Source organism: Rhizobiaceae bacterium, assembly GCA_023953835.1.
Classification (GTDB): domain Bacteria; phylum Pseudomonadota; class Alphaproteobacteria; order Rhizobiales; family Rhizobiaceae; genus Mesorhizobium_G.
In genome coordinates, this window is record JAMLJB010000001.1 from 1739516 (window position 1) to 1764460 (window position 24945).

Genomic DNA, 24945 nt, shown 5'->3' on the forward strand with positions numbered 1-24945 from the left:
CGGCGAAATGGTTGGGGCGCGGACCCGCGCCCTCAGCCTTTTCCGAGGAAGCGGGCGAGTTCGCCAAGGAAATGAGCGACCGGCGCAGGTGCTCCCGTCGTTGTCAGTCGATAGTCCGCCAGTTCCCAGCTCGAATAATAGTAGAGCGAGCTTGGCGGCGTATCGAGCGCATGCAACCAGGCTGTCGGGTCCACTCCCATATCTGTCAGGTGACGGGAGATGCGCGCCGTGGTGAGCTGGGCGTCCGACATGGCGTCGAGGCTGCCGCGAAGTCCGGCCACCGGTCGTGCATAGAACTGGTGCACGCCGATTGCTGCGCGCTGGCCGGCGCTGCGCGCGACGCCACCGGCAAACAGCAGCGGACAGGCGGACGCGCAGACGGCTCCATCGGGCACTTCCGTCGCAAGCCCGCTTTCGCGCAACAATTTGCCCATCGCCATCGCTTCGTCGAGCGAACCGCCAGGCGAGTTCAGCGAAACGGTGCGGATGTCGGGGCTGCGGGCCTCCAGTTCATGTGCGAGTCGTGAGGCAGTGCCTGGCTCTATGCTGCCGATCGCCTGAAGGACGCCGTTGCCGAGAGGGGAGAACTGCATCGGACGGGCGAGTTCCGCCGGGCTGGCGCGAACGGCTTCCGTCTGCATTGGGGTTGCGGGCGGCTCTCGATGCTCGACTTCGTCCAGCGCAATGGCGGCTGCGATCCCGACCGCAATGCCGCCCGCCACCGCAATGAGCAATTCGCCTGCAATTGCGGGGATGCGCAATGTCGGACGCCGCAGGCCGCGCAAAAGACCGGATGCGTGCATCATCGATCAGCGGCAGCGCGCGAGCACGGGCATTTCACCGTCAGCCAGCCCGTACATATAGGATCGGCCTTTCACGAAGACGCCGGGCCTGTAACAATCCCAATAGCCAAAATACAGCTTGCGCGGCAGCATGTATTCGCCGCGCTCCCGAGTCTGCCCCCGGTCAAGGAATTTGTTCACGCGTTCGGCGTCACCACCCCGGCCAACAAGGATGCGCTTGTAGCCCGCAGCCCCCCTGATCACCAGATTGCCATAGGAGTCCGCGTAGGCGAAATCCTCTGCCCACGCTCCACTCGCCGTGAATGCAAGAACCGCAGCGCACAGCATTGATCTCATAAATCGCATAAAGCCTGAATCCCCTGCCTGAGGTGCAAGCCTCCTCTACGACCATGTTAACGATCTATTAACCTTTGTGGAATGCCACCGAATGGCTGAAGGCGCGGCATTTGAAGATATGGTTAATTTCCACAGGTCGAACGTTCCCGCCGCGGCCCGCTCCTTCAATCGATTGAACCTGTTTTCGAGGGTTAAATAGTGCTGCCGAAAGTGTTTTTCGCCTTTGACGCAGTGCGAAAAGCTAATTAGAACCGGCTCATCCGGTTCGGAAACAGGCGCCGGAAAAGCGACGACAGGGGAGCCATGAGCCAATCAACAGCCACCCAACCGCGAGGTCGAAGGGCGCGTCCAATTTCGCCGCACCTTTCGGTCTACAAGCCCACCATCACCATGACGATGTCCATCGTGCACCGTATCACCGGGGGCGCGCTGTATTTCGGAACCCTGCTGGTGGTCTGGTGGCTCATCGCCGCTGCCACCAATGCCCCCTATTTCGATTTCGTCTCCTGGCTGTTCGGGACGTGGATCGGGCGCCTTGTCCTGCTCGGCTACACCTGGGCGCTGATCCATCACATGCTGGGCGGCGTCCGCCATCTGATCTGGGACACCGCGACCGGCCTTGAAAAGCACACGGCGTCGAAGATCGCGTGGGCGAGCCTCGTTGCTTCGGTTGCGATCACGATTCTGGTCTGGGCCTTCGCCCTGTCGGTACGAGGAGGCATGTGATGGGCGACATGCGAACGCCACTTGCCAGGGTTCGCGGGCTAGGTTCCGCGCATGAAGGCACCGACCATTTCTGGAAGCAGCGCGTCAGCGCCATCGCGAATATTCCACTAACGCTGTTCTTCGTCGGCCTTGTCGTCGCACTGAACGGCGCGAGCTATGAGGAAACGCGCGCCGCACTTGCAAATCCGTTCGTCGCGCTTCTGCTCGGCCTGACGCTGTTCTCGGTCCTGTACCATATGCGGCTCGGCATGCAGGTCATCATCGAAGATTATGTGCATGGCGAGGGCATGAAACTCGTCCTGCTCATGCTCAATACCTTCTTTACAATTCTGGTCGGGGCGTCGGCGCTCTACGCGCTGATCAAACTGACCCTCGGAGCCTGACCAATGGCATCGGATAAGGCTTCATCTGCCTATACATATGTGGACCACAAGTTCGACGTGGTGATCGTCGGCGCGGGCGGTGCGGGGTTGCGTGCGACGCTCGGCATGGCGGAACAGGGTCTCAAGACCGCCTGCATCACCAAGGTCTTTCCAACCCGGTCGCACACCGTCGCGGCGCAAGGCGGCATCGCCGCGTCCTTGCAGAACATGGGGCCCGACAATTGGCAGTGGCACCTCTACGATACGGTGAAAGGCTCGGACTGGCTGGGCGACGTCGACGCGATGGAATATCTGGCGCGTGAAGCCCCGGCAGCGGTCTATGAGCTGGAGCACTACGGCGTGCCCTTTTCGCGCACGGAAGAGGGCAAGATTTATCAGCGGCCCTTCGGCGGCCACATGCAGAATTTCGGCGACGGTCCTCCTGTGCAGCGCACATGCGCGGCGGCTGATCGCACCGGCCACGCCATCCTTCACACGCTCTATGGTCAGTCGCTGCGCAACAACGCCCAGTTCTTCATCGAGTATTTCGCTCTCGACCTGATCATGGACGACGACGGGGCATGCATCGGCGTCGTTGCGTGGAACCTGGATGACGGCACGATCCACCGCTTCTCGGCCAAGATGGTCGTGCTGGCGACGGGCGGCTATGGCCGCGCCTATTTCTCGGCCACCTCGGCACACACCTGTACCGGCGACGGCGGCGGCATGGCCGCGCGTGCGGGATTGCCGCTGCAGGACATGGAATTTGTCCAGTTTCACCCGACCGGCATTTACGGCGCGGGATGCCTCATCACCGAAGGCGCGCGCGGCGAGGGCGGCTATCTGGTCAATTCCGAGGGCGAGCGCTTCATGGAGCGCTACGCCCCTTCGGCAAAGGACCTTGCGTCGCGTGACGTCGTTTCACGCTGCATGACCATAGAGATTCGCGAAGGCCGTGGTGTCGGTAAGCAAAAGGACCATATCTTCCTTCATCTCGACCATCTGGACCCCGCCGTCCTGCACGAGCGGCTGCCGGGTATCTCGGAATCGGCGAAGATCTTCGCGGGGGTCGATGTCACGCGCGAGCCGATCCCGGTGCTGCCCACCGTGCACTACAACATGGGCGGCATCCCGACGAACTACTGGGGCGAGGTGTTGAACCCGACCCGGCAGTCCCCCGACCGCATCCAGCCGGGGCTCATGGCGGTGGGCGAAGCGGGCTGCGCCTCGGTGCATGGCGCAAACCGGCTCGGATCGAACTCGCTGATCGACCTCGTCGTGTTTGGACGCGCCGCCGCCATCAAGGCAGGGCAGGTCGTGGACCGCAAATCGCCTGTGCCGTCCCTCAACATGGCCTCCGTCGACAAGATCATGGACCGTTTCGACCGCCTGCGGAATGCGAACGGGTCGACGCCGACAGCGGTCCTGCGCGAGCGCATGCAGCGCGCCATGCAGGAAGAGGCGGCAGTGTTCCGCACGCAGGAAACGCTGGAACAGGGTTGCAAGCGTGTGTCGAAGATCTGGGGCGAGATGAAGGACATCAAGGTGTTCGACCGCTCGATGATCTGGAACTCCGATCTGGTCGAGACGCTCGAACTCGAAAACCTGATGGCCAATGCGATCTGCACGGTTTACGGGGCGGAGGCGCGCAAGGAAAGCCGGGGCGCGCACGCGCGCGAAGACTTCGAAAAGCGCGACGACAAGAACTGGCGAAAGCACACGCTTTCGTGGGTCGATGCGAATGGCAAGGTCAAGCTCGCCTATCGGCCCGTTCACGTCGAACCGCAGCTTCCGGTTGAAGACGGCGGCATCGATCCGGCCAGAATCGCGCCCAAGGCGCGCGTGTACTGAGGGTCAGGGACATGGTTGAACTCACACTCCCCAGGAATTCCCAGATCCGGGAAGGCAAGACCTGGCCGAAGCCGGAAGGCGCAACGAACCTGCGCGAATACCGCATCTACCGGTGGTCGCCGGACGATGACGAGAACCCGGCCATCGACACCTATTTTGTCGACATGGACGATTGCGGGCCGATGGTGCTGGACGCGCTCCTGTACATAAAGAACAAGATCGACCCGACACTGACCCTAAGGCGTTCATGCCGCGAGGGCATCTGCGGCTCCTGTGCGATGAATATCGACGGCGCGAACACGCTCGCCTGCACCAAGGGCGCCGATGAAATCAAGGGCCCGGTCAAGGTCTATCCGCTGCCGCACATGCAGGTCATCAAGGACCTCGTGCCCGATCTGAGCAATTTCTACGCGCAGCACGCGTCTATCCAGCCCTGGTTGCAGACGGTTTCGCCGGAACCGGCCAAGGAATGGCTGCAAAGCCATGAGGACCGCCAGAAGCTCGATGGCCTCTATGAGTGCATCCTTTGTGCCTGCTGTTCGACCTCATGTCCGAGCTACTGGTGGAACGGTGACCGCTATCTCGGGCCGGCTGTGTTGCTCCAGGCCTATCGCTGGCTGATCGACAGCCGCGACGAGGCAACTGGCGAGCGTCTGGACAACCTCGAAGATCCATTCCGGCTCTATCGCTGCCACACGATCATGAATTGTGCGCAGACTTGCCCGAAGGGGCTGAACCCCGCCAAGGCAATTGCCGAGATCAAGAAGATGATGGTCGAGCGGCGCGTTTAATCGCGCCGCTCGACCGGACGCTCACCCCGCGCGCGGCAAGGCGAACGATGCAGGTTCGGTCAGCCAAGTCTGGCGTCGAGCGAAACCTTGATTGCCCCGAGCGCTTTTGAGACCGGGCATCCGGCTTTTGCCTTGTCGGCCAGTTCCTTGAATTTTGCCGATTCGATGCCCGGCACCTTGCCCACAAGCGTGATGGCGCTTTCGGTAATCTCGAAGCCGCCGCCGGCAGCAGGGCCATAGGTCACGACAGCCGTTGCGTTCAACTCGGCCGCGGGAGTGCCGTTCTCGGCAAGGAAGTGCGAAAGCTGCATGGCGAAGCAGCCCGCATGTGCGGCGGCAATCAATTCCTCGGGATTGGTGCCCGACTTGCCGGACTCGTCCTGAAACCGACCCTTGAACGAATAGGGCTGCTTGTTGAATGCGCCGCTCTGGGTATCCAGAGTGCCCGATCCCTCGGTCAATGTGCCCTTCCAGATCGCCGTAGCAGTGCGGTTCATGGCATTTCTCCCGTTTTGGTTGAGGGTGAACTATAGCATGTCGTGAGCCTGCAGGCCCAACGCATCCGGCAGAATCAGGTTGCGTTTGTGACTTCCTGACATACGTCCACCCATTCCGCGAATGTGAGCGCCGCCATTCTTTCGGGCGAGATGCGCACCGCTGCATTTGTTGCGCCCGCCGCAGGCACGACCTCTTCGAAGCGCCGCAGGGAATGGTCGCAATAGACGGGAAGCGCAGAGGGCAGACCGAACGGACAAACGCCGCCCACCGGATGGCTGGTTGCGGCCACGACCTCCTCGCCGCCCAGCATTCTGGGCTTTCCGCCGAACCGATCCTTGAACTTGCGGTTGTCCAGCCGGGCGGTCCCTGCGGCCACCACGAGAAGAACCTGTTCGCCAATACGCAGGCAGATCGTCTTGGCAATCTGTTCCGGTTCGACGCCGTGCGCCTCTGCGGCAAGGGCGACGGTCGCCGAGCTTTGCGGGGTCACGATGACGGAAATATCGGGTGCGTTGGCGGCGAAGAATGCGCGTACTGTTTCAAGAGACATGAACGTTTTTTCAATGGCAATCCAGCGTGATGCAAGTCGCTATATGGCCTCGCCGCGCAACAGTTTGGGAGCAGGGCCTGCAAGCCCTGACGCTTGCCGGATGAAGAATTTCTTGAGCTGCGGCGCGCGGTCCACGAGGCCGAGCCCGATGTCCCGGATGGCCCGCAGCGGACCGAGATCGTTTGAAAACAGACGGTTGAGCACGTCGGTGGTGACGCCCATCTGCCATGTGTCGAAGCGCCGCCAGAGCTGGTAGCGCTCAAGCACGTCCAGCGCCCCGAAATCCTGTCCAAGGCGGTCGGCATCGACGATCACTTCGGCCAGCGCGGCCACATCCTTGAGGCCCAGATTGAGTCCCTGGCCCGCGATCGGATGAATGCCATGCGCGGCATCGCCCGCGAGCGCAAATCGGGGTCTGACAAATTCGCGCGCAAGCGTGAGGCCAAGCGGCCAGGCGCGGGGCTTCGTCTCCGCGCGTATCTCGCCGAGCTTCAGGCCGAAGCGCATTTCAAGTTCGCTTTCGAAGACGAATTCATCGGCAGCCACCAGCCGTTCGGCGTCGGCTGTCCGTTCCGTCCAAACGATGGAAGAGCGATTGCCTTTCAGCGGCAGGATAGCGAAAGGCCCCGCCGGCAGGAAATGCTCCTCGGCCCGTCCATGGTGAGGACGTTCGTGCGCGATCGTGCAGACAATGCCGGATTGTCCATAGTCCCAGCGGACGGTCTTGATGCCGGCCATGTCGCGGAGGCGGGAGCGCACGCCATCGGCTGCAATCAGGAGGCGGGTGCGGATCGCCGCGCCATCGGCAAGATGCACCACAAGTCCGGCGAGGTTTGTCTCGAATCCGCTGACCGCGATCCCCTCCAGAATGTCGATGCCGAGTGTCGCTGCCTGCTTGCGCAATGCGCCGTTCAGCGCGGTGTTCGGCACCATGTGGGCGAAGGGTTCGCCCGGCTCGACTTCGCCGTCGAATGTCAGGAACACCGGACGCGCCGGATCGCCTGTGCGCGAATCGGTGACGATCATTTCGGTGATCGCCTGCGAATCGGCTTCGATCTGCTGCCAGCAACCGAGACGGTCGAGCATGCGGGAAGCGGCTGCGGCGATGGCCGAGCACCGCTCGTCCCTGCGCCACACATCCGGCGGGGCGGCATCGACGACCGCAATGTTGAGTTCGGGGCGCGCGGACTTGATCGCAACAGCCGCGGACATGCCGACATAGGCCGCGCCTGCAATCAGAATGTCGAGCGTGGCTGGCTTTTGTTTGTCCGTGTCGGTCATGGCATTCGATCCAGTTGCGGGAAAAGTTCCCTCGCCGCCTTTATAACACAGTGGCGTGTCGAAAAGGCGCTGGTCGCTCCGTCTGCGGCAATGCGCCCACGTCGCGAATGGATGAATTACGGGCTTGACGCTGGACAGTGGCTGTCGGAAACCGGCTGCGGTTTGAAAACGCAATGGCGGACGAAGCATGTCTGAAGTGTTCAATTCGCTGCTGCGGCTCTTCGATCTGGAAAAGATCGAGGAGAACATTTTCAGGGGACGCAGCGCGCGCACGAGCTGGCAGCGCGTTTTCGGTGGCCAGACGATCGCCCAGGCACTCGTGGCAGCGCAGCGCACGGTCGACCCCGGCAGGCTGGCGCATTCGCTGCATGCATATTTCATGTTGGGCGGCGACCCCACCGCGCCGATCGTCTACACCGTGGACCGCATACGTGACGGCGGATCGTTCACCACGCGACGGGTCGTCGCCACGCAGCACGGCAAGGCAATCTTTTCGCTCGAAGCCTCGTTCCAGACGCCGGAAGAGGGACTGAATCATCAGATCCGCATGCCCGACGTGCCCCAGCCCGAGGAACTTGCCAGCCAGAAGGAATTGACCGAAACCGTGGGCAGCAAGGTTCCCGAAGTGATCCGTCGCTTCTGGGAACGTGAGCGGCCAGTGGAAATGCGTCCGGTCTTCCTCGAGCACTATACCAGTCGTGAAAAGCTTGATCCCTTCCAGCATGTCTGGGTCCGCTTCGCCGCCACACCGCCCGACGACCCCGCCCTGCGCCGCGTACTGCTCGGCTATCTGTCTGATATGACCCTGCTGGACACATCCACATTCGCGCATGGCCGCCTGATCTTCGACCAGGATATACAAGCCGCCAGCCTCGACCATGCGATGTGGTTCCATCGTGACCACCCGCTGGATGGCTGGATCCTCTACACGCAGGACAGCCCGTCGACATCCGGTGCGAGGGGCTTCACGCGCGGGTTTCTCTACGCGAGAGACGGCACCTTGATTGCCTCGGTTGCCCAGGAAGGGCTTATTCGAGTTCGCAAAAAGCCTAAATAATAGGCAAATTTAGAAGTTTGCCGATTTTTTAATCGGCTTCGTTGCTGCAGGTGCGAAGGCGCCTCCTTCATGCAGTGATAGTGTTTCAAATTTTTCCTTTCATTTTCAGGATTCTTTACGCCCGCGCGGCAACTGGCACGGGTCTTGAATCCGTTGTGTCAGTCGCCGGACGTTCCGGTGATTTTTGGAGTAACAGCGGGGACCCGCAAAGCAGAGGGTAACTCTTCATGAAAATCGTGATGGCAATCATCAAGCCGTTCAAGCTTGACGAGGTGCGCGAGGCGCTCACCAATGTCGGCATTCAGGGCCTGACCGTCACCGAAGTCAAAGGCTACGGGCGTCAGAAAGGTCATACGGAAATTTATCGCGGCGCCGAATACGCCGTCAGCTTCCTGCCCAAGATCAAGATCGAAATCGCTGTTGCCGCCGACCTCGTCGACAAGACGGTCGACGCAATCGCTGCATCCGCCAAGACCGGCCAGATCGGCGATGGCAAGATCTTCGTTTTCGGCATCGATCAGGCCGTGCGGATTCGCACCGGTGAAACCGACACGGACGCGCTGTGAGCCGCGGTTCGAGTGATTCTCAGGAGAGTTCAATGACAATGGATACGATACTCAGGAAAGGGGCGCGCACGGCTTTGCTCGGCACGCTCGGACTGGCCGCACTTGGGACCGCTGCGGCTTTTGGCCAGGATGCCGCGCCCGCCACGGATGCCGCGGCAGCGGCAGCGCCGGTGATGGACAAGGGCGACGCCGCATGGATGATGGCCTCTACGGTCCTCGTGCTGTTCATGACCCTGCCCGGACTGGCATTGTTCTATGGTGGTCTCGTTCGCGCCAAGAATATGCTTTCCGTTCTCATGCAGTGCACCATGATTGCGGCAGTCGTCATGGTTGTGTGGGTCGTCTACGGATATTCGATGGCCTTCGGCGGCGGCACCGGCGCTTTCTGGGGCGGTCTCGGCAAGGTGTTTCTTGCGGGCGTGACCAGTGACTCCACCGCCGCCACGTTCAGTGACGGATATGTGCTTCCGGAATATGTGTTCATCTGCTTCCAGATGACCTTCGCCGTCATCACGCCGGCGCTGATCGTCGGGGCGTTTGCGGAGCGCATCAAATTCTCGGCTGTCGTCCTTTTCACCATCCTGTGGGTGACCTTCGTCTATTTCCCGATCGCTCATATGGTCTGGGATGCGAATGGCTACATCTTCCAGATGGGCGCGCTGGACTTCGCGGGCGGAACCGTCGTTCACATCAACGCGGGCATTGCGGCCCTGGTCGGTTCGTTGCTCGTCGGCAAGCGCGTCGGCTATGGCAAGGACAACATGGCTCCGCATTCGATGACGCTGACCATGGTCGGTGCCTCGATCCTGTGGGTCGGCTGGTTCGGTTTCAATGCGGGCTCCAATCTTGAGGCGAACGGTGGCGCTGCCCTGGCCATGATCAATACGTTCACGGCCACAGCCGGCGCAATCATCGCCTGGTCTGCAATCGAAGCCTTGCTGCGCGGCAAAGCTTCCATGCTCGGCGCCGCGTCGGGCCTGGTGGCGGGTCTTGTTGCCGTGACACCGGCCTGCGGCACGGTTGGCCCCATCGGCGCGATCGTCCTGGGCGCGATCGCCTCGGCTGTCTGCTACTTCTTCGTCGCGGTCGTCAAAGCGAAGATGGGCTATGACGACTCCCTCGATGTTTTCGGCATCCATGGCATCGGCGGCATCATTGGCGCGCTCGGCACCGGCATCTTCACCGCGCCGTCTCTGGGCGGTACGGGTGGCGACGATTTCTCCATCGCCGGCCAGTTCATGACCCAGCTCACCGCTGTCATCATCACCGTCGTGTGGTGCGGCATCGGGTCGGCCATCTTCTACAAGATCGTCGACGCAATCATCGGCCTGCGCCCGACCGAAGAGGCGGAACGTCAGGGCCTCGACCTCACCTCGCATGGCGAAGTCGCATATCACTCCTAAGACCGACCGGCGCGGCGGCAACGCCGCGCCATTTTTTCCTGTCCACTGGCCCGGCTCCGTGCCGGGCTTTTTTTGTGCCGCGCACAATCTCCCCGCCATGTGGCCTATGGTTAATCGTGCCTTTACCAGACCCCTCTAGTCTTTCCGCGAATCTGCCCGCTTGCGGAGCGCGGCGAAGTGACGGGGTCTTCTAGCGTATGCGTTCAGCTTCTCCCTCATCCATGGCGTTGGAAACTCAGGGATTCGGCGTCCGGTCATTCCTGCGACGGCAGGCGGGTCGCGCGACCGGCCTTGCGTTGCTTGTCCTGATTGGCTTCTGCCTTGCGGCGCTGGCAACCTGGAACGTCGCCGATCCAAGCTTCAGCCACGCTACGGGAAATGAAGTCACCAATGCGATGGGGTATCCCGGCGCGGTTTTCTCGGACCTTGCCATCCAGTTCTATGGGCTTTCGTCGGTGGCTGCACTCGTGCCCGCCGTGATCTGGGCATTGTTCCTGGCGACCGCGACGCGCATTGACCGCGTGGCGCGCAGGGCGCTTGCCTGGTTCGGTGCATCCGTGCTCTTCGCCGGCATCGCGGGCTGCTTCGCACGCCCGCCCACATGGCCCCTGCCCACGGGCCTCGGCGGTGTTTTCGGGGATATGGTCCTCAAGCTTCCGTCATTGTTCATAGGTGCGTATCCGACAGGCTGGAAAGGAGCGGTCCTCGCGCTGCTCTTGCTCGTGCCCGCACTCGTTTCCTTCTGTTACGCGGCTGCGATCATCGCGCGCGGTCCCGATCCGCAGAAGGAAAAGAAGGCCGAACTTCCGATGCGTCATGCGGGTCAACCCGCACTGGACGAGGAAGACGAAGACGAGGAAGAGGGCATGAGCTTCGCCTTCCTCGGCGCGGTAACGCATTGGTGGCTGTCGGCCCAGCACTGGTTCCGCCGTCATTTCCGGGCGCGTCCGCAGCCGGGCGACTTCGAGCGCCGTGGCGGCTGGCGGCGTGCCGCCGAAGAGGTGGAGCGCGCCGAAATGGAGGAGATGCGTGTCACCTCGAACGGACGGGCGCGGGTCGAGCCTGAGTTCTTCGCGCAAATGGTCAATGAGCGGCATGTCGAGCCGCGTGTTTTCGACGACGAGATGCAGGACGATGCGCCTCCGTTCGATATGGACGACGACTATGACGTGCCGATGCCGGCGCCGGATACGCGCGTCCAGCCCTATCGCTCGATGCCCGGTCAGGTCGCTGCGGCGCTGAGCGCGTCGGCCCGCGTGGCCACGCCCGCGCCGCGCCCCCAGCAGGGCACCCGCGTCGTGCGCGAGGCGCAGACTTCACTGCTCGGCTCGGCCAGCTTCGAGATGCCGTCGCTGCACTTTCTGGCGGAACCCAAGAACGTGGCGAAGCACCCGTCGCTTTCCAAGGATGCGCTGGAACAGAACGCGCGCCTGCTCGAGGGCGTGCTCGAAGATTTCGGCGTCAAGGGGGAGATCATCCAGGTCCGGCCCGGACCGGTCGTCACGCTCTACGAACTGGAGCCTGCACCCGGGATCAAATCCTCCCGCGTCATCGGGCTTGCCGACGACATCGCCCGTTCGATGAGCGCGATTGCCTGTCGCGTTGCCGTCGTGCCGGGGCGCAACGCCATCGGCATCGAGCTGCCCAACGCCAGCCGCGAGACGGTCTATCTGCGCGAACTGCTCGCCAGCCGCGATTTCGAGCAGACCAAGGCGAAGCTCGCACTGGCGCTCGGCAAGACCATCAATGGCGAGGCGGTGATCGTCGACATCGCCAAGATGCCGCACGTCCTCGTGGCGGGCACAACCGGTTCGGGCAAGTCGGTTGCGATCAACACCATGATCCTGTCGATGCTCTATCGCATGACGCCCGAGGAATGCCGCCTCATCATGATCGATCCGAAAATGCTGGAACTGTCCGTCTATGACGGCATTCCGCACCTGCTCACCCCGGTCGTGACCGATCCGAAGAAGGCAGTTGTCGCGCTGAAATGGACCGTGCGCGAGATGGAGGACCGCTACCGCAAGATGTCCAAGGTCGGCGTGCGCAACATAGACGGCTTCAATGCCCGCGTCGCGCAAGCCGAGAAAAGCGGCGAGCAGATCAGCCGCACCGTCCAGACCGGGTTCGACCGTGAAACGGGTGAGGCGATCTACGAAACCGAAGTGCTCGACCTCAAGCCGATGCCCTATATCGTGGTCATCATCGACGAGATGGCCGACCTGATGATGGTGGCCGGGAAGGACATCGAGGGTGCAGTACAGCGTCTTGCGCAAATGGCGCGCGCCGCAGGTATCCACGTCATCATGGCGACGCAGCGTCCCTCCGTCGATGTCATCACCGGCACGATCAAGGCGAACTTCCCGACGCGCATATCATTCCAGGTGACGTCCAAGATCGACAGCCGCACCATCCTTGGAGAGCAGGGCGCCGAACAGCTCCTCGGCATGGGCGACATGCTCTACATGGCCGGCGGCGGGCGCATCCAGCGCGTGCACGGCCCGTTCGTGTCGGACGACGAGGTGGAAAAGGTCGTGCGCCATCTCAAGGCGCAGGGCGTTCCGGAATATCTCGACGCTATCACGGCGGATGACGACGAGGACGACGCGGATCAACCGGCGCGCGGCGGAGGCGGTGGCAATTTCGAGGATTCGGACGACCCCTACGACCAGGCCGTGGCGGTGGTGCTGCGCGACGGCAAGGCATCGACCAGCTATATCCAGCGCAGGCTGGGCGTCGGCTACAACAAGGCGGCGTCCATCATCGAGCGCATGGAGCAGGAAGGCATCGTCGGACCCGCCAACCATGCCGGCAAGCGCGAGATCCTCGTGCCGACCGAGCAGGACGAGATGTAGGTCTCAGCGCAGCGCGGGACCTTGAACGGGCCAAAGTTCGGCCTAACTGCGGAGGTAGCGACAAGCGGGAACGAATCGCCCGCCCGCAAATTGGAAGTGTTGAAATGAAGATGACCTCGATATCTCCATCCTTCACCCGCCGCACGGTGTTGGCGCTTGCCATTGCGGGTGCAGCGCTTGGCCCGCAGGCGGGCGCGGCGCGCGCGGAAGCCTCGCAGGCCGCCCAGCGCATCGCGGACCATTTCGGCTCTGTTCGCACCATGACCGGCGATTTCATCCAGTTCGGCCCGCGCGGCGAGCAGACCGGCGGCAAATTTTACATCCAGCGGCCCGGCAAGATTCGCTTCAACTATGACGCGCCGTCGAATTTTCGTGTGATCGCCGATGGCACCTCGGTGGTGATCGAGAACATGAAGCTGCGCACGTCCGACCTCTATCCGCTTTCCAAGACGCCTCTGAAGCTGCTTCTGGACGACCGGATCGACCTGTCCGGGGGAAGGGTCAAGAGCGTCAAGGAAGAGGACGACCTGACCACCATCCAGCTTGCGGACAAATCCGTGTTCGGCAATTCGACGATCACGATGAAGTTCAATCCGCAGACGAGCGAATTGCTCGAATGGACCATCACCGACGCCAAGGGCAAGGATACGACGGTGATGATCTCGAATGTCCGCAGCGGCGTGCAGCTCGATCCTTCGATGTTCGAAATCAACTATCGGCGCAATCGCGAGATGAACCAGAACAAGAGCCAGCGGTAAGACCGGGCTTGTCAATGCCGCCTTCGGCTGGCAGTTAAGCGCATCTTCACTCGCGCTCACACGAAAATGGCATTCACTCTCGCGACCTGGAACATCAATTCGATTCGCCTGCGCATGCCGCTGGTCGAGCACTTCCTGCGCAGCGTCCAGCCCGATGTGCTCTGCCTTCAGGAAACGAAATGCCCGGACGACCTGTTTCCGTTCGAGCCGCTGCGCGCCGCAGGCTATGAGCACATCGCGATCCACGGGCAGAAAGGCTATCACGGGGTGGCGACCGTTTCGCGCCGCCCGCTGGAGATCATCGAGAAGCGGCGGTTCTGCGAGATCGACGACACGCGGCATCTGTCGGTGAAACTCAACGCTGCGGGCAAGGCGGTGCTCCTCCACAATTTCTACGTGCCTGCCGGCGGCGACGAACCCGATCCCGAAATCAATCAGAAATTCAGGCACAAGCTTGGCTTCATCAGCGAGATGAACGATGTGCGGGCGGGATATGACGGAGAATCCGCGTCCATACTCGTGGGCGACCTGAACATCGCGCCGCTGGTGCATGACGTCTGGTCGCACAAGCAGTTGCTGAACGTCGTCAGCCATACGCCGGTCGAAACCGAGGGGCTTGAGACCATGCGCAAGGGCGGCGGCTGGGCCGACCTGATGCGCCACAACGTGCCCGAGGATCGCAAGCTCTACACCTGGTGGAGCTATCGCGCGCAGGACTGGGCGGCGTCCGACCGTGGCCGCAGGCTGGACCACATCTGGTCGTCGCCGAACCTGATTGGCAATCTCGCGGATATGGAAATATTGCGGGAAGCCCGCGGCTGGGAGCGGCCCTCCGACCATGTGCCGGTCATCATGCGGCTGGCGGAGTAGACTACTCTCCGAGCTTCGCCGACAATTGCTCCAGCCGATCCACCATCGCCTGGAACTCCAGCGCCAGCCGACGCCGGATCAGTTCGGCAAGGTCGGGAAATTCTTCCAGAAAGCGGCGGAAGCTCTTGCGCTCGATGGCCATCACGCGGGTTTCGATGGTGGCGATCGCGCTCGATAGCCTGCGCGTGGGCGCGATCATAGCAAGCTCGCCGAGCACCGCGCCGGGTCCCGCATCGGTCAGTTTGAGGTGCGTGCCGTCGCGTTCGCGGTAGAGTTCGATGCGCCCGGACATCACGATATAGGCGCACAGCGCCGGCTCACCTTCCTGGTACAGCGTCTCACCGGAGCGCAGACTCGTCTTTTCCGCGCCGAATGCGAGCAAGCGCAAGTGCTCTTCGGCGAGGCTCTGGAACAGAGCGACGCCGGACAGCAAACGGATGTCGTCATCCAGCGCCATGTCGTCCCCGGCAGAGACCCGACGGGCAGCATTTTCCTAAAATGCCGGTCATCGAGCACCAAACCACTGATTTTTGGACGCAATCTCCTCACCGAAGGTTTAACGATGCGGCGGAATCATGCCTCCCGGCCGACATCACAATCACTTCTCCGCAAGAGATTATGGCATCAGCCTGTAACCACCGCTTTCTGTCACAAGAATTTCCGCTTTGGAAGGATCGCGCTCGATCTTCTGGCGCAAACGATACACATGGGTCTCCAAAGTGTGTGTCGTGACGCCGGAATTGTAGCCCCAGACCTCTTCAAGCAGGGTGTCGCGCTTCACGACCGTTTTGCCGGCTCGGTAAAGGTAGCGGATGATGGAGGCTTCTTTCTCGGTCAGCCTGATCTTCGAGCCGCGCTGGTCGATCATGAGCTTCTGGCTCGGCTTGAACGTATAGGGACCCACCGTGAAGGTCGCGTCCTCGCTCTGCTCATGCTGGCGAAGCTGCGCCCTGATGCGCGCCAGAAGCACCGCAAAGCGAAACGGCTTCGTCACATAGTCGTTGGCTCCGGCTTCAAGCCCGAGAATCGTGTCGGAATCGGTGTCATGGCCGGTCAGCATGATGATCGGCGACTTGAATCCGCCCTTTCGCAGCATCTTGACAGCTTCGCGCCCGTCCATGTCGGGCAGCCCGACATCCATGATCAGCAGGTCCACAAGGCCGGCCCGCGCCGAGGCAATGCCCCTGGTGGCGGTGGGCTCATCGAGCACCTTGAACTCCTCGTAAAGCGAAAGCTGCTCGACAAGGGTGCCGCGCAGGTCGTCGTCATCATCGACGATCAGGATGGTGCGTGAAGCCATTCTTCGTTCCGTGGTTGTGACCGACCGCCCGTTGTGCTGTGTGTGCGGTGTTGTTGGGGCGGCACGGTGATTTGTCGTGGCAAGATCATACAGGAAAATCGGCGCGCGCAAGGCGATAACGGAAAATTCAGGCCGAATCTTGCGCCGAATCATCGTCCGCGCCCGGCCTGGCGCGCCGTCACAGGGAATCTTGAATGTCGGCGGCACTGCTTTTCCATGTGCGCTTGGGCGAGGCGGCATCAGGTCGCTGAAGCGCGAGGGCGACGGCGCAACCCCGCTGGCCGATATGCGATTGTTGCGCGGCTACGTCCGGGATGGTCGGTTCCAGTACCGCTCGATGCTTCCGCTGGAGCGCATCTCGCCAACGCTCGGCTGGTGCGAGGTGCCGGGGGACAGGAACTATAACCGCCCGGTCAAAATGCCCTATGCGGCGAGCCACGAGCGCATGATGCGTGACGATCACCTCTACGACGCCTGCATCGTACTGGACTGGAATGTGCGGCCGCGCGTCCGGGGCAGGGGGAGCGCGATTTTCTTCCATCTCGCGCGGCCCGGCTTTTCGCCGACCGAGGGGTGCGTGGCTGTTTCGAAGCAGGTGATGCGCCGTCTCCTGCCCTTGCTTGGCAGGCAAACGATTCTTTCGGTGGTTCGCTGAACCCGGGTTTCGGCTTGCTCAGGCGAAACGCCAGACCGTGGTTTTCTTGACGTCGGCGTCTTCGAGCGCGCGCGTGACCGGCACTTCATAGACGGCGATCATCTCAAGGCGGTCTCTTGGCAAATAGGAGCGGCCCGGATCGCCGACATAGATGTCGGCGCCGCGCAAACGAAGCCTTTCGAACCAGCCGACCAGACGCTCCGCGAACGGCTTTTCGTAGAAGACATCGCCTGCGAGAACCACGTCCCAGCCGAGATCGGAATCGATCAGATCGTCGCCCGCAAAGGTCACGCGAAGGCCGTTCGCCTCCGCGTTCAGTTCGACTGCCGCTTCGCAGAACGGATCGATGTCGGCAGCGAGGACGGTCGAAGCGCCCGCCCTCGACGCAGCAATGGCGACCAGTCCCGAACCCGTCGCGAAATCCAGCACCGATCTGTTCGCGACATGGCCCGGATTGTCCAGCACGTGCCGCGCCAGGCCCTGCCCGCCTGCCCATGCAAAGGCCCAGAACGGTGGAGGCAGGCCGATGGCCGCGAGTTCTTCCTCGGCCCTGTGCCAGAGGTCGTGTGCCTCATCCGCCAGATGCAGGCGCAGCTCGGGCACATGCGGCGGCGCGATCAGCGAGGTGTTTTCCAGGATGAAGGCGCGCCCGGACGCGATCGAAAGGCGTGTCACGGAGCCGGGTCAACGCCGCCCATGCGGCAGACTTCCTTCCATTCCTCCGCAGTGACCGGCTGGACGGAGAGGCGCGAGTTGTTGACCAGAACCATCTTTGCCAGTTTCGGGTTGGCCTTTATGGCGTCCAGCGTCGGCGGGTTCGGAACGTCGCGCACGGCGCGCACATCCACGCATTCCCAGCGCGGATCGTCCGTGGTCGAATCGGGGTGCGCAAGCCCGCACACCTCGACGATTCCCGCCGCGCAAAGGCCGATATTGGAATGGTAGAAGAAACCGAGATCGCCGACCTTCATCTCCTGCATATTGTTGCGCGCGGCGTAATTGCGCACGCCGTCCCACTCCTGCCCCTTCTTGCCCTTGGCCTTGAGGTCATCGAAGGAAAACACGTCGGGTTCGGACTTGAACAGCCAGTAGTTCATGACATGCCTCACGTGGACGCCGGGTTGTTGAAAACCCAGTTCCATGCCTTGATCTCGACGGTTTCGAACAGGCTGGCTTGCGCATAGGGGTCAGCGGCGGCAATTGCTGCTGCTGCGGCGTGATCGCCGGCTTCCACGACGACGAGGCTGCCGTTCGGCTTGCCGTCATCGCCAAGGAAGGGACCGGCGAATTTCAGCGTGCCCTCCGTATTGAGCATGTTCAGATATTCGACATGCGCGGGGCGCGTATCCAGCCGAACCTGAAGATGGCCGGGCTTGTCCTTGCAGAGAAATGCAAACAGCATTGGTGCTCCTATTCGCTTTCCGTTTTCAGCGGGCGGTTCATCAGTTGGCGCACCGCTTCGTGAATGGTGATGGCGCGGTCGAGTATCTGCGACACGGCATTGATGATCGGCGCATCCACCCCGCGCGCTTCGGCAACGCGGGCCGCTATTGCGGCGGTCGCCACGCCTTCGGCCAAAGGCAGGCCGTCAAGGTTCTCGCCCCGGCCAACGGCAAGTCCATAGGCGAAATTGCGCGACTGCACCGTCGAACAGGTCAGCATCAAATCGCCAAGGCCGGAAAGCCCCATCAATGTCTGCGGCTGTGCGCCGAAGGCCGCCGCGATGCGGCGCAACTCCACAAATCCGCGCGTAACCATGGCGGCCTGCGCGCTGGCGCCGAGATTTGCCCCGGTCACCGCACCCGCCGCGATGGCGAATACATTCTTCAGCGCGCCGCCGATCTCGACGCCGATCAGGTCGTCGCTGGAGTAGCAGCGGAATCCTTCCGAGGAAAAACGCAGCGCGAGCGAGGCGGCGAGGCCCTCCTGCTCGCTCGCGACCACCACCGCGGTTGGAAGGCCGCGCGCGACATCGGTGGCGAAGCTCGGGCCGGAGAGCGCCGCCAGCGGATTGTCGGGCAGGTGCTCCCGCGCAATGCCGGAGAGCAGCAGGCCGGTTGTGCGTTCTATGCCCTTGGCGCAAAGCACGACCGGAATGCCGGGCGGGATGCGGGCGGCCACTGCTTCCAGCGTCGTTCGCAGCGATTGCGCGGGCACCACCGCCAGCACGCAATCGGCACCGTCAAGCGCCTGTGCTGCGTCCGTCGTCGCGCGTATCGCCGGAATGCGGATGCCGGGGAGGTAGCGCGGGTTTTCGCCGCGCGCGAGCGCTTCGACCGCATCTCCACTTCGCGCCCAAAGCGTCACGTCCTGCCCGGCGCGGCACAAGGCGGCGGCAAGGGCGGTGCCCCACGCTCCGCCGCCAAGAATGGTGATTCGCCACGCGCTCATGCTTTGGCTCCCCTGCGGCCCGATCCGACCATCGGGGCGGAAACCGCATCCAGCGGCCAGCGCGAGCGGGGCGCGAGGCGCATCGCATCTTCGCCCGGAACATCGGCCTGGAGGCGCTCGATACCTGCCCAGGCGATCATCGCGGCATTGTCTGTGCACAGCATATGCGGCGGCGCGACGAATCGAAATTGGTGCGCTGCGCAGAGCGCTTCCAACGTTGCGCGCACCTTCCTGTTCGCCGCCACGCCACCCGCCACCACCAGCGTCGGCGAATCAATCTCGGGAAAGGCCTCCCGGAACCGCGCGAGGCTGCGATCCACGCGTTCCTGCAACGTGTCGGCGATGGCCTGCTGAAAGGAGGCGCAGATGTCCGCCACGTCGGTCTCGGTCAGCGGCGCGGCATGGATCGCTGCCTGACGAACCGCGGTTTTCAGGCCGGAAAAAGAGAAATCGGGCTGTGCAGCGCCTTTCATCGGGCGCGGGAACGCAAAGCGCGCCGCGTCGCCCGACATCGCCGCACGCTCCACGCTCGGCCCGCCCGGATGCGGCAGCCCCAGGATTTTCGCCGTCTTGTCGAAGGCTTCGCCCAGCGCATCGTCAATCGTCGTCGCCCAGCGCTGATAGTCGCCAACACCGCGAACCAGAAGTACCTGCGTGTGCCCGCCGGACACGAGCAGCAGCAGATAAGGAAAGGCAAGGCCGCTGGTTAGCCGCGCCGTCAGCGCGTGACCCTCCAGATGGTTGATCGCGAGCAGGGGCTTTCCGGCGGCGGCGGCGATAGCCTTCGCCGTCATCAGGCCGACGATCAGCCCTCCGACCAGTCCCGGACCTGCCGTCGCCGCAACCGCATCAATGTCGGACAGACCGACGCCCGCCTCATCGAGAGCGGCCTGCACGATGCCGTCCAGAGCTTCGACATGGGCGCGGGCGGCGATCTCCGGCACCACGCCGCCAAAGGCTGCATGTTCCTCGATCTGGCTGAGAACCACATTCGAGAGGATGCGCCCGTGCGCGGGCGCATCCGAAACCACGACGCTCGCCGCTGTTTCGTCGCAACTCGTTTCTATGCCGAGCACACGGATCAATTGGTCGCTGCCTGCCTCATTGCGGGGTTGGGGTTTACGCTCTAAACCCGCCAGCGGGTTATCACGGACCGCGAGGCTGAAACAACAGACAATGAAGGCGACGCCTTTCAGGATCGGTACGCGGGGCAGCCCGCTGGCGCTCGCCCAGGCGCATGAAACACGCGCGCGGCTGATGGCGGCACACAACCTGCCGGAAGAGGCGTTCGCCGTCGAAGTCATTTCCACCAGCGGAGACAGGATACAGGATCGCGCGCTTTCCGAAGCCGGCGGCAAGGGGCTGTTCACGAAGGAAATCGAGGAAGCCCTGCTTGGCGGCAGGATCGACATTGCGGTGCATTCCTCGAAGGATATGCCGACCGCGCTGCCGGATGGGCTGGAGCTTTCGGCCTTTCTCCCGCGCGAGGATGTGCGCGACGTGTTCATCGGGCGCTCGGCGGAAGCCATAGCCGACCTGCCGCAAGGAGCAATCGTCGGCTCGTCCTCGCTCCGCAGGCAGGCGCTCCTTCGCCGCCTGAGACCCGATCTGGAGGTGGTCACCTTTCGCGGCAATGTGCAGACGCGTCTGCGCAAGCTGGAAGAGGGTCTGGTCGATGGCACGTTGCTTGCGCTTGCGGGTCTGAAACGGCTCGGAATGGAGCATGTCGCGACGGACATCATGTCGGTGGAAGCCTTTCCGCCCGCGCCCGGCCAGGGGGCCATCTGCATCGAAAGCCGCATCGGCGATGAACGGGCGACGGCGCTTGTCGCGGCGATCCATCATGTGCCGACCGGGCAGGCGCTTGCCTGCGAGCGCGCATTTCTCGCCGCACTGGACGGCTCCTGCCGGACGCCGATCGCCGGTCACGCGCATATTGAAGGAGGGTCGATTCTGTTCGCCGGTCTCATCCTGTCCCCTGACGGTCGAAATGCCCATCGAATCGAACGTGTTGGCTCGGCGCAGGACGCCACTCATGTCGGCAGGGAGGCCGGACAAGTCATCCGTGCGCAGGCGGGGCCGGACTTCTTCGAAAGCTGGGATTGAGATGCAGCGGGTTCTGGTGACCCGGCCCGAGCCCGGCGCGTCCGCGACCGCCACGCGCCTGCGCGAGATGGGCATGGAGCCCATCGTGCTGCCGCTCACACATATCGTCGCACTTCCCGTTCCGGAGCACTTCCCAGTCTGCGATGCGGTCGCGGTGACGAGCGCCAATGCCGTGCGAAACGCGCCCGAAAGTCTGATTCGAACCTTTGCGGACAAGCCCTGCTTTGCGGTTGGAACACGAACAGCCACCGCTGCCAAAGCTGCGGGGTTCTCAGATATACGCGTGGGGATCGGAGATGCGCACGCGCTGGCGGACTTGATGATTTGCGAGTGTCCCGGACCTGTTACCTATCTGGCTGGGCGCGTGCGCCTTCCCGATTTCGAGGATGCATTGCGCCGCGCCGGGCTGGTGGTGGAAACCGTGGAAACCTACGATGCCGTGCCGGTGGAGTTATCTTCGACCGAGATTGAGCATCTGCGTTCGGGGCGACGGATCGACGCGGTCCTGCTCTATTCCGCGACCGCTGCCGACGCCCTGCTGCGTCTGGAAGCGCTCCCGGCACTCTCGGAAACCTTTTCCAGTTGCGTGCATTGCTGCCTTTCGGATCGCATCGCCGGGCGGTTTAACGGAACGGCGCGGCACGAAACCAGAATCGCCGAGCGCCCTGAAGAATACGCGCTTCTGAAGCTGCTCACAGGCTGAGCGGCACAGAGTCACCTGTTCCTATTGGCCTTGGGTGTGCTAGGTCTTGCATGCCCTACATTTTCGGAGCCCGACATGGTCAAGACCCCGAGAACGCGTCACAGCAAGAGCCAGCGGACGCCTGTCACGATCGAACTGGGAGCGGACGATGTGAAACGGGTCGATGAACCGGCGGATGAGCCGCAGGTGCAGGCCGAACCTGTTGAAAGCATTGAAGTTCCCGCCCAGCCGGATTCCGAGATGCGGAAGGTCGAGGGCGATCCCGAACTTGCCGGGGAAGCCGTGACCGAAAGTGCGCCCGATAGTGACGCGGAGCGGACATCCGGGCCGGCGTCCGATTATTCATTCGGACGCATTGAAGATTCCGGAAGGACGGGCGACGCGGTGCCGCCACCGCCGAGTAAAGGTTCCGGGGTTTCCAGCATCGCAGCCGGGTTGATCGGCGCTGTTGTGGCACTGGGCGGGTTCTATGCGTTGCAGGCAGCCGGTCTCGTGGGCGGCACAGGCGGCGCTGCGCCATCTCTCGCGCCGGTCGAACAGGAGCTTGCAGCCCTGAAAAGCGAGCTGGCGACACTTCAGTCCGAGCCAGCGGACGACGGTGTTTCAGCGGCGCTCGACCAACTCAAATCCGAGGTCGCGACACTGCAATCCGCCGCCGGTTCGGGTGGCGCGGGCGATGCTGCGGCGGTCGCGGCGCTGGACGAGCGCATAAAAAAGATCGAATCGGCTTCCGGTGGCTCGCAAGGCTTGAACGACCAGATTGCGGGCCTCGATAAGAAGATCACCGAAGCCGCCGATTCGTTCAGCAAGGGCGAAGCGCGCATTGCGGCGCTGGAACAATCGCTGTCGGCATTGGCTGCCAAGGTCGAGCAGCAGGCGTCTCAGCCGAAGGTCGCGTTGGCGATTGCGGCGGCGGCGCTCAAGTCTGCGGTGGATCGCGGCGGACCATTCGCCGCAGAAGCTGAAACCTTTGCCGCAATCGCCCCGAGCGCCCCCCAACTGGAAGCGCTTCGGCAATATGCGGACCAGGGTGTTGCGACCGAGGCGGACCTTCTGGCCGAATTTCCGCAGGCGGCGGATGCGATGATGGCAGCGGCTTCGCCCGAAAATCCGAATGCGGGCCTAATCCAGCGCCTGCTCGACAGTGCCCAGTCGGTCGTCAAGGTCAGGCCGGTGGGAGCGGTTGCGGGAGACGATCCCGGCGCGCGGATTGCGCGGATGGAAGTGGCGCTCAAGTCGGGCGACCTCGCAAAGGCGATGGCCGAGTATGACGGTCTGCCGGATGCGGTGAAGCAGGCGGGCGCCTCCCTTGCGGATCGCATAAAGGCACGGATCGAAGTGACGAAACTGGTTGACCAGCTCGTCGCGGACGCGATGAAGTCGGCGTAGAGGACCAAATGATACGCGTTCTTTTCTTCCTGCTCCTCATTGGCGCGATAGCGTTCGGTTTCGCATGGCTGGCCGATCGTCCCGGCGATCTCGTCGTGACGTTCGACGGTTACCAATATCAGGTCACGCTCATGGTGGCGGCTGTCGCCGTGGCCGGTCTCGTTGCTGCTGTGATGCTCGCCTGGTGGGTGGTCAAGGCGATCTGGAACAGCCCCTATACGATCACGCGCTATTTCAGGGTGCGGCGGCGCGACCGTGGCTATCAGGCGCTTTCGACCGGCATGATCGCGGCAGGTGCGGGGGATGCGCTGCTTGCGCGCCAGAAGAACAAGGAAGCTTTGAAGCTCATCAGTTCCGATCAGGAACCGCTGATCCACCTGCTGGAGGCGCAGACCCTCGTGCTGGAGGGCAACCACGATGCTGCGCGCGACAAGTTCGAGCAGATGATCGACGATCCTGAAACGCGACTGCTCGGCCTGCGCGGCCTTTATCTGGAGGCGGAGCGCATGGGAAACCGCGACGCCGCGCGGCACTATGCGTCGCGCGCCGCGCAGGTCGCCCCGCAGCTCGGCTGGGCAGCGGAATCGACGATCGAGGAAAAGGCCGAGGAAGGCGATTGGGACGCCGCATTGAAGCTGCTGGAGGCGCAGAAGGGCGCGCTGAAATCCGACAGGGAAGCGTTCAATCGCCGCCGCGCGGTCCTGCTGACGGCCAATGCGATGGCGAGTTTCGACACCGATCCCGGTGCTGCGCGGGCGGCGGCGCTGGAAGCGAACCGTCTCGCGCCGCACTTCATACCGGCGGCGTTGATTGCGGCCCGGTCGCTTTTCAGGAGCGATGAGGTCAGGAAGGGCTCGAAAATCCTCGAAGCGGCGTGGCGCAAGCAGCCGCATCCCGAGATCGCAGAGCTTTACGTACATGCGCGCCATGGCGATGCGGCGCTGGATCGGCTTGCGCGCGCGCAGCGATTGCGCTCGCTGCACACCAACAATGCCGAAAGCGCGCTCACCGTGTCGCGGGCGGCATTTGCCGCACAGGAGTTTGCGCTGGCCCGTGAGGAAGCGCAGGCTTCGATCCGGCTGGAGCCGCGCGAGAGCGCCTATCTGCTGCTGGCGGATATTGAAGAAGCGGACGGAGGCGATGCGGGCCGCGTGCGTGAATGGCTGGCCCGGGCCGTGCGCGCGCCTCGCGATCCGGCCTGGGTCGCCGATGGAGTGATTTCCGAGCACTGGGCGCCCCAATCGCCCGTCACCGGCAAGATCGATGCGTTCCAGTGGCGCGTTCCGGTCGAGCGTCTCGGTCCCGCAATCGAGCAGGAAGAGCCCAACGCTCCCGTGTTGATCGAAGCCGAACCCGAACCTGTGGAGGAAGCCGAGATCGTTGAGGAAGCTCCGGCGGTCATCGACGTCGAAACCGCGACGGAACCCGTCGAGGCGAATGGGGAAGAAATATCCGCAAGCCCCGCCGAACCGGCGCAGGAAAAGGATGAGATCAAGGACAACAAGCCGGGCGAATCGAAGCCTCTGCGCGCGGCAAACGACCATCCGCCGCTGCGGGATTTCGCCGGAGAAGAGAAGCGCCCGGAGATTGTGCGCCGCTTGCCCGACGATCCGGGGGTTTCGCCTGAAGAAGAAAAGGCGAGCGGACGCTTCCGCCTGTTCTGACGCGTAAGGGCGGCTCGATGGCCGCCCGTT

At 62.9% G+C, this 24945-nt stretch carries 27 protein-coding genes; 15 read left to right on the forward strand and 12 right to left on the reverse strand.

Features of this window, described 5'->3' with window-relative positions; translation table 11 throughout:
* Nucleotides 1-32: 32 nt before the first annotated feature.
* A complete protein-coding gene (locus M9924_08135) occupies nucleotides 33-806 on the reverse strand; it encodes a hypothetical protein (GenBank protein ID MCO5064373.1) in 774 nt (257 codons plus the stop codon).
* Nucleotides 807-809: 3 nt separating this feature from the next.
* On the reverse strand, nucleotides 810-1130 hold the full coding sequence (locus tag M9924_08140) for a hypothetical protein (GenBank protein MCO5064374.1): 321 nt from the start codon (nucleotides 1128-1130) through the stop codon (nucleotides 810-812).
* Nucleotides 1131-1442: 312 nt separating this feature from the next.
* Between M9924_08140 and sdhC the strand changes: the two genes are divergently transcribed.
* Genes sdhC through M9924_08160 form a run of 4 tightly spaced genes read left to right on the forward strand, consistent with a single transcriptional unit; the run spans nucleotide 1443 to nucleotide 4869 of the window.
* On the forward strand, nucleotides 1443-1865 hold the full coding sequence (sdhC, locus tag M9924_08145; GenBank protein ID MCO5064375.1) for a succinate dehydrogenase, cytochrome b556 subunit: 423 nt from the start codon (nucleotides 1443-1445) through the stop codon (nucleotides 1863-1865).
* Nucleotides 1865-2248: a succinate dehydrogenase, hydrophobic membrane anchor protein gene (gene sdhD / locus M9924_08150; GenBank protein ID MCO5064376.1), complete on the forward strand. Its 384-nt coding sequence runs from the start codon at nucleotides 1865-1867 to the stop codon at nucleotides 2246-2248. The genes sdhC and sdhD overlap by 1 nt, the downstream gene beginning before the upstream one ends.
* Nucleotides 2249-2251: 3 nt before the next feature.
* Nucleotides 2252-4078: a succinate dehydrogenase flavoprotein subunit gene (gene sdhA, locus M9924_08155; GenBank protein ID MCO5064377.1), complete on the forward strand. Its 1827-nt coding sequence runs from the start codon at nucleotides 2252-2254 to the stop codon at nucleotides 4076-4078.
* A gap of 11 nt (nucleotides 4079-4089) precedes the next feature.
* Complete coding sequence (locus tag M9924_08160) at nucleotides 4090-4869, forward strand: succinate dehydrogenase iron-sulfur subunit (protein ID MCO5064378.1); 780 nt, start codon at nucleotides 4090-4092, stop codon at nucleotides 4867-4869.
* A 59-nt stretch (nucleotides 4870-4928) separates the two neighbouring features.
* On the opposite strand, the gene M9924_08165 is transcribed toward M9924_08160, so the two are convergent.
* From M9924_08165 to M9924_08175, 3 genes are all read right to left on the reverse strand, one after another.
* Entirely contained in the window at nucleotides 4929-5366 is a 438-nt protein-coding gene (locus M9924_08165; protein ID MCO5064379.1) for an OsmC family protein, read from the reverse strand.
* Between the two features lie 74 nt (nucleotides 5367-5440).
* Entirely contained in the window at nucleotides 5441-5917 is a 477-nt protein-coding gene (locus M9924_08170) for a YbaK/EbsC family protein (GenBank protein MCO5064380.1), read from the reverse strand.
* Nucleotides 5918-5956: 39 nt separating this feature from the next.
* Nucleotides 5957-7198, reverse strand: coding sequence for a ubiquinone biosynthesis hydroxylase (locus M9924_08175; GenBank protein ID MCO5064381.1), 1242 nt, complete (start codon nucleotides 7196-7198; stop codon nucleotides 5957-5959).
* A 187-nt stretch (nucleotides 7199-7385) separates the two neighbouring features.
* On the opposite strand from M9924_08175, the gene M9924_08180 reads away from it, so the two are divergent.
* From M9924_08180 to M9924_08205, 6 genes are all read left to right on the forward strand, one after another.
* Entirely contained in the window at nucleotides 7386-8255 is an 870-nt protein-coding gene (locus M9924_08180) for an acyl-CoA thioesterase II (protein MCO5064382.1), read from the forward strand.
* 227 nt (nucleotides 8256-8482) lie between these two features.
* Entirely contained in the window at nucleotides 8483-8821 is a 339-nt protein-coding gene (locus tag M9924_08185) for a P-II family nitrogen regulator (GenBank protein MCO5064383.1), read from the forward strand.
* Nucleotides 8822-8853: 32 nt separating this feature from the next.
* Nucleotides 8854-10224: an ammonium transporter gene (locus tag M9924_08190; GenBank protein MCO5064384.1), complete on the forward strand. Its 1371-nt coding sequence runs from the start codon at nucleotides 8854-8856 to the stop codon at nucleotides 10222-10224.
* A gap of 197 nt (nucleotides 10225-10421) precedes the next feature.
* Nucleotides 10422-13079, forward strand: a complete 2658-nt coding sequence (locus M9924_08195; protein ID MCO5064385.1) for a DNA translocase FtsK — start codon at nucleotides 10422-10424, stop codon at nucleotides 13077-13079.
* 110 nt (nucleotides 13080-13189) lie between these two features.
* Nucleotides 13190-13837, forward strand: coding sequence for an outer membrane lipoprotein carrier protein LolA (locus M9924_08200; protein ID MCO5064386.1), 648 nt, complete (start codon nucleotides 13190-13192; stop codon nucleotides 13835-13837).
* Between the two features lie 66 nt (nucleotides 13838-13903).
* The gene (locus tag M9924_08205) at nucleotides 13904-14707 is read left to right on the forward strand and encodes an exodeoxyribonuclease III (protein MCO5064387.1); all 804 of its coding nucleotides are present in this window, start codon (nucleotides 13904-13906) and stop codon (nucleotides 14705-14707) included.
* Nucleotide 14708: 1 nt separating this feature from the next.
* Here the strand turns inward: M9924_08205 and M9924_08210 are convergent, their stop codons facing one another.
* Together M9924_08210 and M9924_08215 are read right to left on the reverse strand one after the other, a co-directional pair.
* Complete coding sequence (locus M9924_08210) at nucleotides 14709-15164, reverse strand: cyclic nucleotide-binding domain-containing protein (protein MCO5064388.1); 456 nt, start codon at nucleotides 15162-15164, stop codon at nucleotides 14709-14711.
* Nucleotides 15165-15323: 159 nt separating this feature from the next.
* On the reverse strand, nucleotides 15324-16007 hold the full coding sequence (locus tag M9924_08215; protein ID MCO5064389.1) for a response regulator transcription factor: 684 nt from the start codon (nucleotides 16005-16007) through the stop codon (nucleotides 15324-15326).
* Between the two features lie 139 nt (nucleotides 16008-16146).
* On the opposite strand from M9924_08215, the gene M9924_08220 reads away from it, so the two are divergent.
* Nucleotides 16147-16662, forward strand: a complete 516-nt coding sequence (locus M9924_08220) for a L,D-transpeptidase family protein (protein ID MCO5064390.1) — start codon at nucleotides 16147-16149, stop codon at nucleotides 16660-16662.
* 18 nt (nucleotides 16663-16680) lie between these two features.
* Here M9924_08220 and M9924_08225 read toward each other — a convergent pair whose 3' ends face one another.
* The 5 genes from M9924_08225 to tsaD are packed head-to-tail and all read right to left on the reverse strand — an operon-like array spanning nucleotide 16681 to nucleotide 20138.
* Complete coding sequence (locus M9924_08225; protein MCO5064391.1) at nucleotides 16681-17337, reverse strand: methyltransferase; 657 nt, start codon at nucleotides 17335-17337, stop codon at nucleotides 16681-16683.
* Nucleotides 17334-17759, reverse strand: coding sequence for an EVE domain-containing protein (locus tag M9924_08230; GenBank protein ID MCO5064392.1), 426 nt, complete (start codon nucleotides 17757-17759; stop codon nucleotides 17334-17336). Before M9924_08230 ends, M9924_08225 begins: the two co-directional genes overlap by 4 nt.
* Before the next feature lie 8 nt (nucleotides 17760-17767).
* Nucleotides 17768-18064 carry a YciI-like protein gene (locus M9924_08235; GenBank protein MCO5064393.1) on the reverse strand — a complete coding sequence of 99 codons (297 nt, stop codon included), beginning with the start codon at nucleotides 18062-18064 and terminating at the stop codon, nucleotides 17768-17770.
* Nucleotides 18065-18072: 8 nt separating this feature from the next.
* Nucleotides 18073-19053 carry an NAD(P)-dependent glycerol-3-phosphate dehydrogenase gene (locus tag M9924_08240; protein MCO5064394.1) on the reverse strand — a complete coding sequence of 327 codons (981 nt, stop codon included), beginning with the start codon at nucleotides 19051-19053 and terminating at the stop codon, nucleotides 18073-18075.
* A complete protein-coding gene (gene tsaD, locus M9924_08245) occupies nucleotides 19050-20138 on the reverse strand; it encodes a tRNA (adenosine(37)-N6)-threonylcarbamoyltransferase complex transferase subunit TsaD (GenBank protein MCO5064395.1) in 1089 nt (362 codons plus the stop codon). Before tsaD ends, M9924_08240 begins: the two co-directional genes overlap by 4 nt.
* 91 nt (nucleotides 20139-20229) lie before the next feature.
* On the opposite strand from tsaD, the gene hemC reads away from it, so the two are divergent.
* From hemC to M9924_08265, 4 genes are all read left to right on the forward strand, one after another.
* Nucleotides 20230-21159 carry a hydroxymethylbilane synthase gene (gene hemC, locus M9924_08250; GenBank protein MCO5064396.1) on the forward strand — a complete coding sequence of 310 codons (930 nt, stop codon included), beginning with the start codon at nucleotides 20230-20232 and terminating at the stop codon, nucleotides 21157-21159.
* 1 nt (nucleotide 21160) lies between these two features.
* Nucleotides 21161-21862 (forward strand): uroporphyrinogen-III synthase, encoded by a 702-nt coding sequence (locus tag M9924_08255; protein MCO5064397.1) that lies wholly within the window; start codon nucleotides 21161-21163, stop codon nucleotides 21860-21862.
* 75 nt (nucleotides 21863-21937) lie between these two features.
* Nucleotides 21938-23251, forward strand: coding sequence for a phage tail protein (locus M9924_08260; GenBank protein ID MCO5064398.1), 1314 nt, complete (start codon nucleotides 21938-21940; stop codon nucleotides 23249-23251).
* Between the two features lie 8 nt (nucleotides 23252-23259).
* A complete protein-coding gene (locus tag M9924_08265; GenBank protein MCO5064399.1) occupies nucleotides 23260-24915 on the forward strand; it encodes a heme biosynthesis protein HemY in 1656 nt (551 codons plus the stop codon).
* The last annotated feature ends 30 nt before the right edge of the window (nucleotides 24916-24945 follow it).